This is a genomic window from Hydrocarboniphaga sp. FW305-C-57, assembly GCF_058783045.1.
The window spans coordinates 28,935-42,675 of the sequence record NZ_JBYSYG010000010.1 but is presented as its reverse complement, the minus strand read 5'-3'; the positions used below and the strand labels follow the sequence as shown (position 1 = coordinate 42,675).

Here is a 13,741-nt window from a genome sequence, read left to right as displayed (position 1 = left end):
TACACCGGAGCGGCCGTCGAGCCGCGCCGGTGTTCCAGTGGGGGTTAAGACGGCCACCTCCGATGCACCTCATCGATCACGAAGGGATGGCTATGGCCATGGTCGCTATGCTCGCCTTCGGCCAGATGCGGGTGGTCTGACGGGAGATCGTCATGTCGGTGCACCGGCGCTCCGCTGTCGTCGGCGGACCAGAACCGCGCCGCCGCGATCCAGCCCAGCGTGGCGATCGCCGCCATGGTCCATAGGGCCATCCCCATCCCCGCCTGGGCCCCCAGCCATCCCACCAGGGGATAAGTGATAAGCCAGCAGGCATGGGACAGCGAAAACTGTGCAGAGAACAGTGCCGGCCGGTCCTCCTCCCTTGAGGAGCGCTTCAGCAGACGCCCACCCGGGGTGACCAGCGCCGCATAGCTGCTGCCCAGCAGGACCCAGCCTCCCAGCAGGAGCCCCCAGTGCGCGCGCTCCGCCAGTGACCAGGCCATGGCCAGGACAGCGAGCAGGATCGACATGCTCCCGGCCGCCGTCAGCATCACGCTGCGATCCCGATAGCGCTCCAGCAACCGCGGCAGCACAAAGGCCATGATCATTGACCCTGCGCCGAAAGCAGCCAAGGCCAGGGCCACGGCGTGATCCGACTTCTGCAGCTCGCCCCGCACAATCACCACGGTGTTGACGATGACCATCGCGCCGCCGGCTGCCGCCGCGAGATTGAGTGCCAGCAGGCCACGCAGGCGGGGCGTGGCGAGGAAGATGCGCATGCCCTGAGTGAGCTTCCGGGTGATGCGGGTCGACGCAGTCTTGGCCACCGGCCGCGGCAAGGCCACCGAAAGCACAAGCAGAGCCGATCCCAGGAACCCGACAGCGGTCCCCATGAACAAGCCCTGGTCGGTGATGATCGTCAGCAGCACCGCCGCCAAAGCCGGGCTTAGCAAGGTCTCCAGGTCATACGCCAGCCGTGCCAGGGACAGGGCCTTGGTGTAGTCCTCTTCCTTGGGCAGCACTTCCGGGATGGTGGCCTGGAAGGTCGGCGTGAAGGCGGCCGAGGCGCTTTGGAGCACGAAGATCAGCACATAGATCTGCCAGATCTGATCCACCCAGGGCAGCACCAGCACGACGAGCAATCGGACCACATCGAGAGTGACCAGCAGCCTCTTTCGCGGAAACCGTGCAGCGTAGGCCCCGGCGATCGGGGCAACCACCACGTAAGCGATCGTCTTGATGGCGAGGGCGGTGCCAAGCACCGCCCCCGCATCTTCGCCCGCCAGACGGAAGGCCAGCAGCCCCAGGGCCACCGTCGCCAGGCCGGTACCCACCAGCGCCACGACCTGCGCCAAGAACAGGTGCCGGTAGGTCCGGTTCCGCAGAACCTCAAACATGGGCCACTCTCCCGGGGTTGGTAGCCCGCCCGGCCTCCTTGCGATGAGCCAGGCGGTACAGCGCCGGGAGCACCAGCAGCGTCAGCAGCGTGGAACTGATGATGCCACCAATGACCACCGTCGCCAGCGGGCGCTGGACCTCGGAGCCGATTCCTGTATTGAAGGCCATGGGCACGAAGCCCAGCGCCGCCACCAGGGCCGTCATGAGTACCGGGCGCAAACGGGTGCGGGCGCCCTCGCGGATGGCTTCGTCCAGACCCACGCCATTCTCGCTCAGGCTGCGGATGAAGCTGACCATGACCAGGCCGTTGAGTACCGCGACCCCAGAGAGTGCGATGAATCCGACACCCGCCGAGATCGATAGCGGGATGTCGCGCAGCATCAGCGCGGCAACGCCGCCGGTCAGCGCCAAGGGCACACCAGTGAAAATCAGCAGCGCATCGCGCATCGACCCGAAGGCCAGCCACAGCAGGCCGACGATCAGCGCCAGCGTGATCGGTACGACGATCGCCAGGCGTTGGCTGGCCGACTGCAACTGCTCAAAAGTGCCGCCATAGGAGATCCAGTAACCCGGCGGTAGCTCCGCGTCGCGGGACACCGCCGCTTGGAGATCGGCGATGAACCCGCCCAGGTCCCGATCACGGACATTAGCCGTCACGACGACCCTGCGCTTGCCATTCTCGCGGTTCACCTGGTTGGGGCCAGGCGCCAGCTCCAGTTCGGCCACCTCTCCGAGCGGGACATAGCCGCCAGTCGGAAGCGGCACAGGCAGACGCTCGAGGGCATCGATATCCTTGCGCAGTTCCTCCTGCAGCCGGATCACCAGCGGACTCCGGCGGTCACCATTGAACACCAGCCCCACCGTTTCGCCGCCGTAGGCCGATGCCACGACCGATTGCAGGGCGGCGACATCCAGACCGTAGCGCGCCAGGACCTCGCGGCGGGGCTGCACGCTCAACACCGGCAGCCCGGTGACCTGCTCCAGCGAAACGTCCTGGGCACCACCGACGCCCTCGACGATCCCTTCGATCTGCTTGCCAATACCGGCCAGCACCTCCAGATCATCGCCGTAAACCTTCACGGCAACGTCCGCTCGCACGCCGGACAGCAGCTCGTTGAAGCGCATCTGGATCGGCTGCGTGAACTCGTAGTTGTTGCCCGGGATCGGACGCACCACAGCTTCCAGATCGGCGACGACCTGTGCCTTCGGCTTGCGCGGATCCGGCCATTCGCTCCGGTCCTTGAGGATGATGAAGTTGTCGGCCACCGACGGCGGCATCGGATCCGTGGCGATGTCCGCCGTACCGATCTTGGCGACGATGCGCTCGACCTCCGGCAGCTGCTTCACGGCAGATTCCAGCTGGGCCTGCATACCCACCGCCTGCGTCAAGCTGGTGCCCGGGATGCGCAGGGCGTGCATGGCGATGTCACCCTCGTCCAGGTTCGGCAGGAACTCCGACCCCATGCGCGACGCCGCAAAGCCCATCACCAGGACCAGCGCGGCTGCCGCTCCCGCCACGGCGACGCGCGCCCGCAGGCTGGCATCGAGCAGCGGCACGTAGACGCGCTCGGCGAACCGCGCGAAGCGGGTTTCCGAGTGCGGCTTGGGCGCGGGCACCAGCAGCGCGACGGCCGCGGGAACCGCCGTGACCGAAAGCACCATGGCAGCGACCAGGGCCATGACCACCGTCTGGGCCATGGGGTGGAACATCTTCCCCTCGACCCCGCTGAGGGCGAAGATCGGCAGGTAGACGGCCGTGATGATGAAAACCCCGAACAACGCCGGGCGAATCACCTCACTGCTCGCCTCGTAAACGATCTGCAGCCGCTCCTTGAGTGGCATTTCCCGCCCGTGGGCTGCTGCCAGAGACAATCGCCGCAGGCAGTTCTCGACGATGATCACCGCGCCATCCACGATCAGGCCGAAGTCCAGGGCGCCCAGACTCATCAGGTTCGCCGAGACGCCCGCCTTCACCATGCCGGTGATGGTCAGCAGCATCGTTATCGGGATGACCATGGCGGTCAGCAGCGCCGCCCGGATGTTGCCCAGCAGCAGGAACAGCACCACGATCACCAGCAGAGCGCCTTCGAGCAGGTTTTTCTGCACGGTCTTGAGCGTCTTGTCGACCAGCCAGGTGCGGTCGTAGGCAGTGACGACCTGAACGCCCGGCGGCAGCGACGGCTGGATCTCCTTGATTTTGTCCGCCACGGCGCTGGCCACGGTCCGGCTGTTCTCGCCGACACGCATCAGCACCGTGCCCAGAACGACTTCATGCCCGTTCTGCGTAGCAGCACCGGTCCTCAGCTCGCCGCCCGTCGTCACATTGGCGACATCGCCGACGCGCACGGGCGCATCGCCGACCGTCTTGATGACGATGCTCCGGAGGTCATCCAATGCGGCGTCGCCGGCTCCCACCTGACCGGGGATGCGCAGCAGCATCTGCTGGCCGAAGCGCTCGATGTAGCCGGCGCCGGCGTTGGCGTTGTTCCGCTTCAGGGCGGCCGCCAGTTCTTCGAAGCTGACGCCGTAGCCCAGTAGCGTGGCCGGATCCGGCTGTACCAGGTACTGCCGCTCATAGCCGCCAATGGAGTTGACGTCGGCGACGCCTGCGACGCGCAGCAGCTGGGGGCGCACGATCCAGTCCTGCGCCTGACGCAAATCCGTCGCCGTGACCGGTGAGCCATCTGCATTGCGCGCACCGGGCGCGGCATCGACGGTGTACATGAAGATTTCGCCGAGTCCGGTCGCCGCGGGGCCCATCGACGGCTCGATGCCGGGAGGCAGCTGGCCGGCGACTGCCTGCAGCCGTTCGGCGACTTGCTGGCGGGCGAAGAAGGGATCCGTTCCCTCCTCGAAGATCACTGTGACCTGCGACAGGCCGTAGCGGGACAAGGAGCGCGTGTACTTGAGCCGCGCAAGCCCCGCCATCGAGGTCTCCAGCGGGAAGGTCACGCGCTGTTCGGCTTCCAGCGGCGTGTAGCCCGGAGCCTCCGTGTTGATCTGGACTTGGACGTTGGTGATGTCCGGAACGGCGTCGATCGGCAGGTTCTGGTAGCTCCAGATGCCGAACAAGGCCGTTGCCATGACGATGAGCAGCACTGGGATGCGCTGCCTGATGGATAGACTCAGTATGCGTTCGAGCATGATCAATCTCAGTGGTCGTGGCTGGCGCCGGATTTATCGACATCGGCCTTGATCAGATAGCTGTTCTCGGAAACGTACCGGGCGCCCGGCTCGATGCCCCCGAGGACTTCCACGTAGTTACCGTCCTGTCGACCGAGCTCCAGCATGCGCACTTCGTAAGTCTCTCCGATCAGCTCGAAGACGACCGTGAAGTCACGGAAGGCCTGTAGCCCGCTGCGCTTCACTGCCAGGGGCACCTCGGCCGCACCAATGCGCACCTCGCCGCGAGCGAAGAGGCCGGGTGTCCATTGGCCAGAGCCATTGTCCAGCGCGACTCGCGCGGTGTAGACGCCGCTCAGGGTGCCGCGACCGGCTCCCTCGGCCGGGGCGATACGGACGATCTGGCCGGAAGCCTGGACGTCCCCGCGGTCGACACTGGAAAGGGTCACGGGCTGGCCGACGCGGAGCTTCGCGAGGTCGCGCGGGAAGACCGATAGTTCGACCCAGAGCTTGGTGAAGTCAGCGATCACGAACAGCGGACCGTTTCCGGCAAATTCGCCGGGGTTGGCATCGCGCTCCAGCACGACGCCGGAAATCGGCGAGGTCACGTTGTAGCTCTGCAGGCTGTCGTTGCTCTCGACCACCGCCAGCCGGTCACCCGCCTGTACGGTATCGCCGACCGACTTGGACACCTTCTGGATCGTGCCGGGGAAGCGTGCGGTGACGGCCCGCACATGCTCGGCATTGGGAACCACACGACCCGTGAGCTTCAGTACCTCCGCGATCGTTGCGGGACCGGCGGCTTCGGTCCGGACGCCCGCATCCTGGGCGTTCTTGGCCGAAATAGTGGTACGGCCTTCGAAGTTGTCGAAGGCCCAGCGATGGGTCTTACCACCCTCCTCTGCCGTCACCACGACGCTGAAGGAATGGGGCTCGGTGACCGTGCCGCTGCCGATCAGGTAGCTGTCCTTCGGCGCGAAGGTGAAGCGGTTCTGCTTGTTGCCCAGCCGGTTGAGTTCGACGACCACCTTGGCCGCGGTCGGCGGAAGAAGCTTGCCGTTCCGGTACAGGTAGACGTGGTACTCGGGCGGCACGCCGTCCTCGAAGATCTGGAGTTCGAGGGCGAAGTCGCCGTCACGCAGCATGCGGCCGCGGTTGGGGCCTCGTTCGTACTCCGCTGATGCGGCCGTTTCGCCACCGTGCTCGGCGGCGGGTTCGGCAGACTTCGGGTTGCAGGCTCCCAGCACCAGGCCGAGCGCGATCAGGATGCAGGTCGTTTGGCGATTCATGGGGTGTTTCCTTCGATGAGACGGTCGCCGGTAATGCGTTCGAGTTCGGCGAGCAGAGAGTGATAGCGGACAGCAGTGTCCAGGCGGGCGCGACGGGCGTCGGCAAGCTCCTGGAGCACCAGCGACAGTTCGAGGTAGCCATAACGGCCACGGTCGTAGGCGTACTGGGTCTGCTTGAGTGCCTCCTGGCGTGCAGGTAGAACCTCGGTGTCGAGCAAGCGCAGGGCTTCCTTGGCATGGCCGAGTTCCTGGTAGCGCTCGAACAACTCCTCTTCAGCGCGAAGCAGGGCAGCCTGGCTTTCGGCCTGGGTCTGTTCCTGGCGGGCGGAGATGAGGGCGGCCTCGTCCCTGGCCCGACGTCCCGCGAGTAGCGGCAGGCTAAAGCCGACGACGGCTGCGACATCGTTGCCGTCCTCATAGCGGCGCGCGCCGCCGGTGAAGGTCGGCCGCAAGCCGGCAGCAGCCAGCGCAGCACGGCGTTCGGCATCCAGCGCGGCGGCTTCGGCCAGACGAGCCCGAGCCGACGGGCTCTGCTTCAGGCGTTGACGCAACTCCGGCAGCGGACGCAGCGGGGGCAGGTCGAACAAGGGCGCTTTGAGTTCGCCAAAGTCCGGCTCGGGAGAGCCCATCGAGACCGCCAACGCGACCCGGGCGCTCATTTCCTCGTGCTCGGCGTGCTCCCGTTCCAAAACCGCCTGGGAAAGAGCGGCCTGGGCACGTGCACGCTCGGCCACAGGGGCGCGAGCAGACCTCACTCGAGCGTCTGCTGCCGCCAGGCTTTTGCGGGCCAGTTCGACCTTCTCTTCGGCTAGACGTAGACACTCGCCGTCGGCGGCGGCCTCGTAGAAGCGCTGGGCAACCTCCGCCAAGGCGTCGCGGCGGCGCACTTCCTGGTCGGCCGTCAGGGCCACGGCCCGGGAGTCGGCCGCGCCAAGACGGCTGGAGCGCTGGTCGCCCAGCTCCAGGGCCTGGGAAAAGCTCAGGGTCCACTGGGCGCCATCGAGGCCGCTGCGGGCTCCGTTGCCGAAGACATCCTCCAGGAGGACGCTGACCTCTGGCGTGGGCGATTGCTGCGCCAAGCTGCGGCGGACGGCGGCGCCTGAGCGCTCGGCGTCAAATCCTCGCAGGTCGGGATGCGAAGCTTCTGCTCGCTGCAGGGCGTCGCGCAAAGTGAGAGGCTCGGCTGCCCGAACGGGCGCGACAAGCATGAGCGCTGCCGCAAGAGCGGCAGGACGCCAGACAACGGAAAGGTACACGGGAAGTCCTCTTCCAGGAACGCGGATGTACGCCGCGTCCTTCAGAGGGCGCGGCGCGCTAAACGGTCGAGAAAGCCTGGGGAGGAGCTTGGCTTGGAGGCATCAGGAACCGGGGTGGCCCTGTTACACGCTGATCCGCGAGCAGGGGCAACAGGCCGGGAACCCCATCGACGTCGATGGACAGAGCGGCACTGGGTACTGGCCCCACCGGCGGATGATCCAGAGAAACGCGGGTACCCAGCTTGTTGCTGTCGTCATCCTGACTGCCTTCAGCGTGAGCCTGGGCATGGTCGATATCCAGCGCAGAAACAACGTAGCTGTGCACCTCATCATGCCCGTGCGTATGCCAATGCACATGCGGGCCAAAACCACTAAGGCCCGCCAGCAGGCAAAGCGACAGCAGGATGGGGACGAGGCGCGCGAACATCAGTAGACAATAGTCGATATCGATCGGGTGGCGCCAGCAGCCTGGACTGCGGCAGGCCAGGAACCACCGATAAAGTAAGAGCCGGGCATGGCTGTCCTCACGCTGCGGCGATCTCGACCGTGACGTGGACCAGTTCTTCATGCACCGCGAGTTGCCGATGGAAGTCCTCGGCCGTCGCATGACCCGCGACCGAAAGCCGCAGGATGCAGGCGTACTTGCCCGTGGCCACGCGCCAGACATGCAGATCGGAGATCGACGCCTTGACCGGGCTTTGGGCAATCACCTCGCGGATTTCCTCGATCACGGGCGCATCCATCTCCGCATCGAGAAGCACGCGGGTCGTGGACTTCAGCAGGCCCACCGCCCAGATGCCGACCAGCACCGCCCCGACGATGCCCATCGTTGGGTCGAGCCAATCAGCCCCCCATAGCTTTCCCCCAAAAAGCGCCACGATGGCCAGAACCGAAGTCATCGCGTCCGCCACGACATGAAGATAGGCGGATCTGAGATTGAGATCTGGCGCGCCATGGTTGTGGCCATGGCCATGGCCATGATCGTGCGCGTGATCATGCCCATGTGGCTGATGCCCGCCGGCATGCAGGAGCTTTGCGCAGACCAGATTGACCGCCAGGCCAACGAAGGCGATGACGATCGCCTGGTCGTAAAGAATCGGAGTTGGTGAGTACAGGCGCTCGATCGATTGATAGGCCATTGAGAAGGCCACGAGCAGGAGCAGCAGCGCACTGGTAAAGCCGCCCAGAATCTCGATTTTCCAGGTGCCAAATGCAAAGCGATGGTCGTTGGCGAGGCGGCGGGCCAAAGAATAGGCCAGTGCTGCCAGACCGAGTGCAAGAGCGTGGGAACTCATGTGCCAGCCATTGGTGCGGCCAGCTTTTCATAGACAGCTCAGTTGCCATAATTCATGGCAATGATCGAGGTGTTCATGAGCAGCAATCGGCAGTACACGGAAGAGTTCAAAAGCGAGGCGGTGAAGCAGGTTGTCGATCGCGGCTTCACGGTGGGCGACGTGGCGACCCGGATCGGGATTCCCAAGCACACGCTGTATGGCTGGGTTCAAAGCACGAGAAAGGCTGCGGGATCGATCGTTGCTGCGACAGCCGCGACGGCCAGCGATTCGGCCGAGGTGCGTCGGCTGAAGGCCGAGCTGCGGCGGGTCACCGAAGAGCGCGACATCCTAAAAAAAGGCTCATTACGCATTAGCTGGTGACAGGCTCATGTTGTGAGCCGCGTGGGGTGCAGATTGATCTGACGGCGCATGAGCGTCGGGCCAGGAGATCGAAATGCGCGACCGGGAGATGAAGCGGTTGTTGTCGCGGGTGGGCCAGCTGACATTTCACCAGCGGATGACGCTGCGGGATGCGCTGTTTTGCCAGAGTGTTCCGGCTGAGGTGGTGCAGGTCATTGAGGACTGGGGACGCGCGCTGACGCCGTGTCCGCATTGCCGATCCGAGCGCGTGGTTCGCAATGGTCAGGCGGACGGGCTGCAGCGCTACAAATGCCGGGCGTGCGGCAAGACCTTCAATGCGCTGTCCGGCACCCCGCTGGCGCGGTTGCGCCAGAAGGGCAAATGGCTGGCGCAGGCACAGGTGCTGAATGAGGGCTTGAGCGTGCAGGCCGCCGCCCAACAGCTGCAGGTCGCGCCGAGCACGGCGTTTCGCTGGCGGCACCGCTTTCTCGCGCAGGCGCAGGCGGTCAAAGCCAAGGCCTTGCAGGGCATTGCCGAGGCCGATGAAACCTTCGTTCTTCGCTCGCTCAAGGGCCAGCACGGCATCGGTCGCGCCCCGCGTCGACGCGGCGGCAAATCCTCGACCCGCGGGACATCCGATGACCATGTTCCCGTGCTCGTCGCCCGAGACCGATCCGGCGCTTGCGCCGACTTCATCCTGCGACGCGCGGACACCGCCCAGCTCACGGCCGCTCTTGCGCCGGTGCTGGCGCCTGACGTCGTGCTCTGCACCGACGGCAGTCATGCGATGGCCGCGGCGGCCCGCCAGATCGGGGTGGAGCATCACGGCCTGAACAGAGCTGCTGGCGTCAGAACCCAAGGTCCGTGGCACATCCAGAACGTCAACGCTTATCACGGCCGGCTCAAGTCATGGATGCAGCGATTCCGTGGCGTGGCAACCAAGTACTTGGCCAGCTATCTCGGATGGTTTCGCGCAAAGGACCGGTTCGGCGCTGCCGCCTCGCAGCCCGCGCGGTGGCTCGCTATGGCCGTCCACTCATCAACGCATCCGTAGCTAACGCGTAATGAGCCTAAAAAAAGCCGCCGCGTACTTTGCCAGGGGGTGAAGGCGAAGTACGCGTTCATGCGCGTGCATGTCCGAGAGTTTCGGCTGTGTGCGATGTGTCGGGTGCTGGGCATACACCGCAGCGGGTACTACGCCTGGTTGCGCAGGCCGACCAGCCTGCGTGATCGGGAAGACCAGCGCCTGCTGGCGCTGGTGAAACACCACTGGCTGGCCAGTGGTGCGGTGTATGGCTACCGCAAGATCACGCTCGACCTGCGCGAGGCCGGCGAGACGTGCAGCCGGCATCGGGTCCGACGCCTGATGAAGGCCGAGGGGCTGTTCGCGCAGGTCGGCTACGGCAGCAAACCCCGCTACCGTGGCGGTCCGGTCGGTGTGGTCGGCAACGTCCTCAACCGTGCGTTCGCGCCCGAAGCGCCGAACGTCGTCTGGGTCACGGATATCACCTACATCCGCACCTACGAGGGCTGGCTATTCCTGGCCGCAGTGATGGACCTGTACTCGCGGCAGATCGTCGGCTGGGCAACGCATGCGACCATGACGACCGATCTCGTGCTGCAAGCTTTGGTCGCAGCCGTCTGGCGGCGAAAGCCGGGGTCCGGCGTGATGGTTCACTCTGATCAGGGATGCCAGTTCACGAGCAACGACTGGCAGTCGTTCCTGAAGGCGCACCGGATGCAGCCGAGCATGAGCCGTCGCGGTAACTGCCACGACAATGCGGTAGCGGAAAGCTTCTTCAGCGCGTTGAAGAAGGAGCGCATAAAGCGGCGGATCTACCCGACGCGGGCCGCAGCGACCTCCGACGTGTTCGACTACATCGAGATGTTTTACAACCCGATCCGACGGCACGGTTCCGCCGGCGGCTTCTCACCGGTAGAGTTTGAAAAGCGTTACGCGCTAAGCGGCAACTAACTGTCTACAGAACTCTGGCCGCACCACATCGCCGCCGACCGAACGGCCGTCCTCTCGGCTGTGGTTTATGAAAGCACACGCAAGGTCGCCCTCGCCTCTTCCGATCAGCCGACTCTTTCGGAAACGAAAGTCAAGCGCCGAGCCCACTCCACCAAATCCGGGCATTTCCGTTTTGGTCGTAAAGAATGACCCCTGGTTTCTCGCCGAGATGAGACGATGACAGAGGCTCATGCTGAGCTGCTGTCGAATCTACCGCTACGCCAAGCCCGGCAGGGTGCTGGCGTGCCAGCAAGTCCAGTGCTTCGGCCGGCACATGACCCTCGACGAAATACTCCATGTACCGTCCCACGTGGCATCCCCGAAGTGATGGCGGGGTCTTCAAGGCCCCCCGGATGGTCTTTAGTGTTTCGGGCTCGTACATCGTGACGACGTACCCTTGGGACTCCAGCTGCCGCGCCCAGGTGAAAGCGCAGCGACAGCCATGCGTTCGATAGATGGTTACCTGTCGCATGGGATCGACAGGGAACCACCGGGGCTGTTGCCGCGCGTTGAAAACTGATCAGATGGTCAGTTTTCAACGCGCGGCAACACCTCAAGACTTCAGAGGGAGGTCAACTGGGGAGGTCCCCGCAGCGGGGGACGCAGGAAGGCAGGACTTGCCGGGACAAGCGTCGGCAGCAGGGGAAGGACGAACCGGCGGGGGGTCTGGAAGAGAATCCAGGCCAACAGCGCCGCAAGCAACACAATCGGCAAATCGTCGAAGCTGAGTTGCTTCCCGGTCTTGGAGACGCCGTCAACGGCCAGCGACACGTCCGTGTCCTGGTGCGGCGCGCTATGGCCCGCTGCGTGGTGCAAGCCGATATCCAGGACGTGGAAACTTGCGGGCGCCTCCTGCCCGTCAAAGCACAGGTGCAGGTGAGGCCCCGCGACACGCACCGTCAGCAGCAAGACGCATATCAGCGTCAGCAGCCGTTGCAAGGTGGGCGAGCGAGTCATGGGGCTACTCTAGCAAAATTGAGCGAGGATCGATTCGGCGCCATCGGAAGCGGCCCGGCAGACCTTCCCGCTTAGTACATGGCCCGGGCATAGTAGTTCCGCATTCCGTACCACCCCAACTAGGGCGGCCCGTTGTCCGGCGCTTAGAACAATCAAGGCCTTGCTGTGCATCGGACGGATGTGTTTTGGCGTCAGGTGGCGGCTCGGCGCCAGTTGTAGGCAAAGCCGGTCATCAGCACCGAGGCACAGGCCAGCTGAGCCACGAGGCCCTGCAGGGTGGGATAAAAGCCAATCCAATCGAAGCGCGGCAGGTCCAGCAGCCTGGCTGAGAGCAAGTTGGCCTCCTGCAGGGCGGCAATGCCCTTGCCGGTCAGCATGACCGCCAGGATGGCCATCAGCACGGCGCTGATCGTGAAGAAGGTGCCAATGGGCAGCTTGCGCGAATAGCGAAGCATCAGCCAGGCGATCACCGCCAAGGCCGCGATAGCCGTTACCGCGCCCGCGATCACTGCCTGCTCAGCGCCCTGGCTCCACAGTGCGACATAGAACAGGATGGTCTCGAAGACCTCGCGGTACACCACGACGAAGGCCAATAGGAACAGGAACCACGCCGAGCGCTGCGACAGAGCTGCGCCGATCTTCTCCTTGACGTAGCGCTGCCAGGCGCCGGCCTGGCTCTTGCCGTGCATCCAGATGCCGACGAACAGCAGGACTGCCGCAGCGAATAGGGCCGCGACGCCTTCAGTCAACTCGCGGCTGGCGCCGCTGATGTCGATCAGGTAGGTCGCCGCGCCCCAGGTAGCCACACCCGCCAGCAGTGCTGCGCCAGTGCCAGCGTGGACGTAGGGCAATACCTCGGTGCGGCCAGCCTTGCGCAGGAACGCGATGATGGCAACTACGATAAGCAGCGCCTCCAGGCCCTCACGCAGCAGGATGGTGAAGGCACCGACGAAGGCCGAGCCGGCATCCGAGCTGGAGTCCTTCAGGGTCTGCTCCGCCGCACCGAGCCGCGACTGCAGGTCTGCTACCCGCCCGGCAATCTCGTCCACCGATGCACCGGCCGAAATCCGCCCCCGCAGCTCGGTCATCGCCATTTCAAGAGCCCGCATCAGCTCTGGATTCTTGACCCCGAGGATCGGTTCCACGGGCTCGAAGCCGTCGAGGTAGGCAGAGACGGCCGCCTGGGAGGCGGCGTCGCGATCGCCCTTGCGATAGGCGGCCACCGCCTGCTCCAGCCGGTCGCGCACGAGCTGCAAGGAACCTTCGGTCGACCGCAGCACTGTGCCCGGATTGCGGCGCAGATAGGCCATGACTGATTGGGCCTGCTCAGCACCCACCCGCGCTTCCAGTATCGCAGGGGTTGTCGTGGCCAAGGCTGACAGATCGGGGATGGCTTCCTGCGCCGTCGCCTGTTGCCAGAACTGCGCGCCAGCTGCCGCCTGATCCTGCGGGAACGCAAACTGCCCGACGACGAAAGCCAGCGCCCAGCGCTCCTCGTCCGGCAGATGCGCAAACGAGGACATGGCGGTGCCTTCCAGACCCTGGCTGATCACCTGGTAGAGGGCGAAGATGCTGCGCTCACGCGCACGACCAAGGTCGGTGAAATCCACTGGCGCCGGGTCCATGCCGGCGGCGAGCGGTCCGTCGCCGTGCCCGCTGGCGCCATGGCAGCCGGCGCAGAGCGTGGCGTACTGTGTCAGCCCCTTCGCCAGGTCAGGCGCGGTCTTCGGCGACAGAGGCACCGGGTAGGCTTCCAGGAGCTTGGCGCCCAGGCCCCGCGCGAGTGTGGCAACAGCGCCGGGATCGGCCTTTGCCTCGATGGCGGACTTCAAGCCCTGTGCTTCCTGGACCAGGGCCGGCTGCGCCGGAGTCGGCACCAGCGCAGCGAGTTGGCGGTTCACCGAGTCGGAGAACTCGCTCATCTCGGCATATTCGGCTGCGTCGATGACGGTCCCGCTGTTGTCCACTGCGCCGGCATAGTCCACGGCGATGTAGTCGAGCAGACGCCAGGTAGTCTGGGCATCGCCGGCCGCCAGCGACATCAGGGGCCACAGGAGCAGCAGGGCAAGCAGGGAGCGCAGGCGGGTCACG

At 65.2% G+C, this 13,741-nt stretch carries 9 protein-coding genes and 3 pseudogenes; 3 read left to right on the top strand and 9 right to left on the bottom strand.

Going from position 1 to position 13,741, the window contains the following annotated elements:
• Positions 1–44 precede the first annotated feature (44 nt).
• The 6 genes and pseudogenes from AC3WUM_RS18555 to dmeF form a co-directional block, all read right to left on the bottom strand.
• Entirely contained in the window at positions 45–1,376 is a 1,332-nt protein-coding gene (locus tag AC3WUM_RS18555) for an MFS transporter (protein WP_322266721.1), read from the bottom strand.
• Positions 1,369–4,521: an efflux RND transporter permease subunit gene (locus tag AC3WUM_RS18550; RefSeq protein WP_492412060.1), complete on the bottom strand. Its 3,153-nt coding sequence runs from the start codon at positions 4,519–4,521 to the stop codon at positions 1,369–1,371. Before AC3WUM_RS18550 ends, AC3WUM_RS18555 begins: the two co-directional genes overlap by 8 nt.
• Before the next feature lie 8 nt (positions 4,522–4,529).
• Positions 4,530–5,789, bottom strand: coding sequence for an efflux RND transporter periplasmic adaptor subunit (locus tag AC3WUM_RS18545; protein WP_007187079.1), 1,260 nt, complete (start codon positions 5,787–5,789; stop codon positions 4,530–4,532).
• On the bottom strand, positions 5,786–6,958 hold the full coding sequence (locus tag AC3WUM_RS18540; RefSeq protein WP_007187080.1) for a TolC family protein: 1,173 nt from the start codon (positions 6,956–6,958) through the stop codon (positions 5,786–5,788). Before AC3WUM_RS18540 ends, AC3WUM_RS18545 begins: the two co-directional genes overlap by 4 nt.
• A 145-nt stretch (positions 6,959–7,103) precedes the next feature.
• On the bottom strand, positions 7,104–7,472 hold the full coding sequence (locus AC3WUM_RS18535; RefSeq protein WP_322266722.1) for a hypothetical protein: 369 nt from the start codon (positions 7,470–7,472) through the stop codon (positions 7,104–7,106).
• A gap of 97 nt (positions 7,473–7,569) precedes the next feature.
• Positions 7,570–8,352: pseudogene (gene dmeF / locus AC3WUM_RS18530) on the bottom strand (CDF family Co(II)/Ni(II) efflux transporter DmeF); the annotation flags it as partial.
• A 63-nt stretch (positions 8,353–8,415) separates the two neighbouring features.
• On the opposite strand from dmeF, the pseudogene AC3WUM_RS18525 reads away from it, so the two are divergent.
• The 3 genes and pseudogenes from AC3WUM_RS18525 to AC3WUM_RS18515 form a co-directional block, all read left to right on the top strand.
• Positions 8,416–8,679 (top strand): annotated as a pseudogene (locus AC3WUM_RS18525) (transposase); the annotation flags it as partial.
• 94 nt (positions 8,680–8,773) lie between these two features.
• Positions 8,774–9,733 carry an IS1595 family transposase gene (locus AC3WUM_RS18520; RefSeq protein WP_492412059.1) on the top strand — a complete coding sequence of 320 codons (960 nt, stop codon included), beginning with the start codon at positions 8,774–8,776 and terminating at the stop codon, positions 9,731–9,733.
• Positions 9,734–9,751: 18 nt separating this feature from the next.
• Positions 9,752–10,654 (top strand): annotated as a pseudogene (locus AC3WUM_RS18515) (IS3 family transposase); the annotation flags it as partial.
• Positions 10,655–10,784: 130 nt separating this feature from the next.
• On the opposite strand, the gene AC3WUM_RS18510 reads toward AC3WUM_RS18515, so the two are convergent.
• The 3 genes from AC3WUM_RS18510 to AC3WUM_RS18500 all read right to left on the bottom strand — a co-directional run bounded on the left by AC3WUM_RS18510 (position 10,785) and on the right by AC3WUM_RS18500 (position 13,740).
• Positions 10,785–11,075: a DUF411 domain-containing protein gene (locus tag AC3WUM_RS18510; RefSeq protein ID WP_157534810.1), complete on the bottom strand. Its 291-nt coding sequence runs from the start codon at positions 11,073–11,075 to the stop codon at positions 10,785–10,787.
• Between the two features lie 179 nt (positions 11,076–11,254).
• Positions 11,255–11,650: a hypothetical protein gene (locus tag AC3WUM_RS18505; protein WP_040455194.1), complete on the bottom strand. Its 396-nt coding sequence runs from the start codon at positions 11,648–11,650 to the stop codon at positions 11,255–11,257.
• A gap of 191 nt (positions 11,651–11,841) precedes the next feature.
• Positions 11,842–13,740: a cytochrome c/FTR1 family iron permease gene (locus tag AC3WUM_RS18500; RefSeq protein WP_007187083.1), complete on the bottom strand. Its 1,899-nt coding sequence runs from the start codon at positions 13,738–13,740 to the stop codon at positions 11,842–11,844.
• Between the last annotated feature and the right edge of the window lies 1 nt (position 13,741).

Coding starts and splice junctions, on each gene's coding strand:
- AC3WUM_RS18545 (WP_007187079.1), bottom strand. CDS start 5,789: ATGAATCGCCAAACGACCTGCATCCTGATCGCGCTCGGCCTGGTGCTG.
- AC3WUM_RS18505 (WP_040455194.1), bottom strand. CDS start 11,650: ATGACTCGCTCGCCCACCTTGCAACGGCTGCTGACGCTGATATGCGTC.
- AC3WUM_RS18520 (WP_492412059.1), top strand. CDS start 8,774: ATGCGCGACCGGGAGATGAAGCGGTTGTTGTCGCGGGTGGGCCAGCTG.
- AC3WUM_RS18555 (WP_322266721.1), bottom strand. CDS start 1,376: ATGTTTGAGGTTCTGCGGAACCGGACCTACCGGCACCTGTTCTTGGCG.
- AC3WUM_RS18550 (WP_492412060.1), bottom strand. CDS start 4,521: ATGCTCGAACGCATACTGAGTCTATCCATCAGGCAGCGCATCCCAGTG.
- AC3WUM_RS18535 (WP_322266722.1), bottom strand. CDS start 7,472: ATGTTCGCGCGCCTCGTCCCCATCCTGCTGTCGCTTTGCCTGCTGGCG.
- AC3WUM_RS18510 (WP_157534810.1), bottom strand. CDS start 11,075: ATGTACGAGCCCGAAACACTAAAGACCATCCGGGGGGCCTTGAAGACC.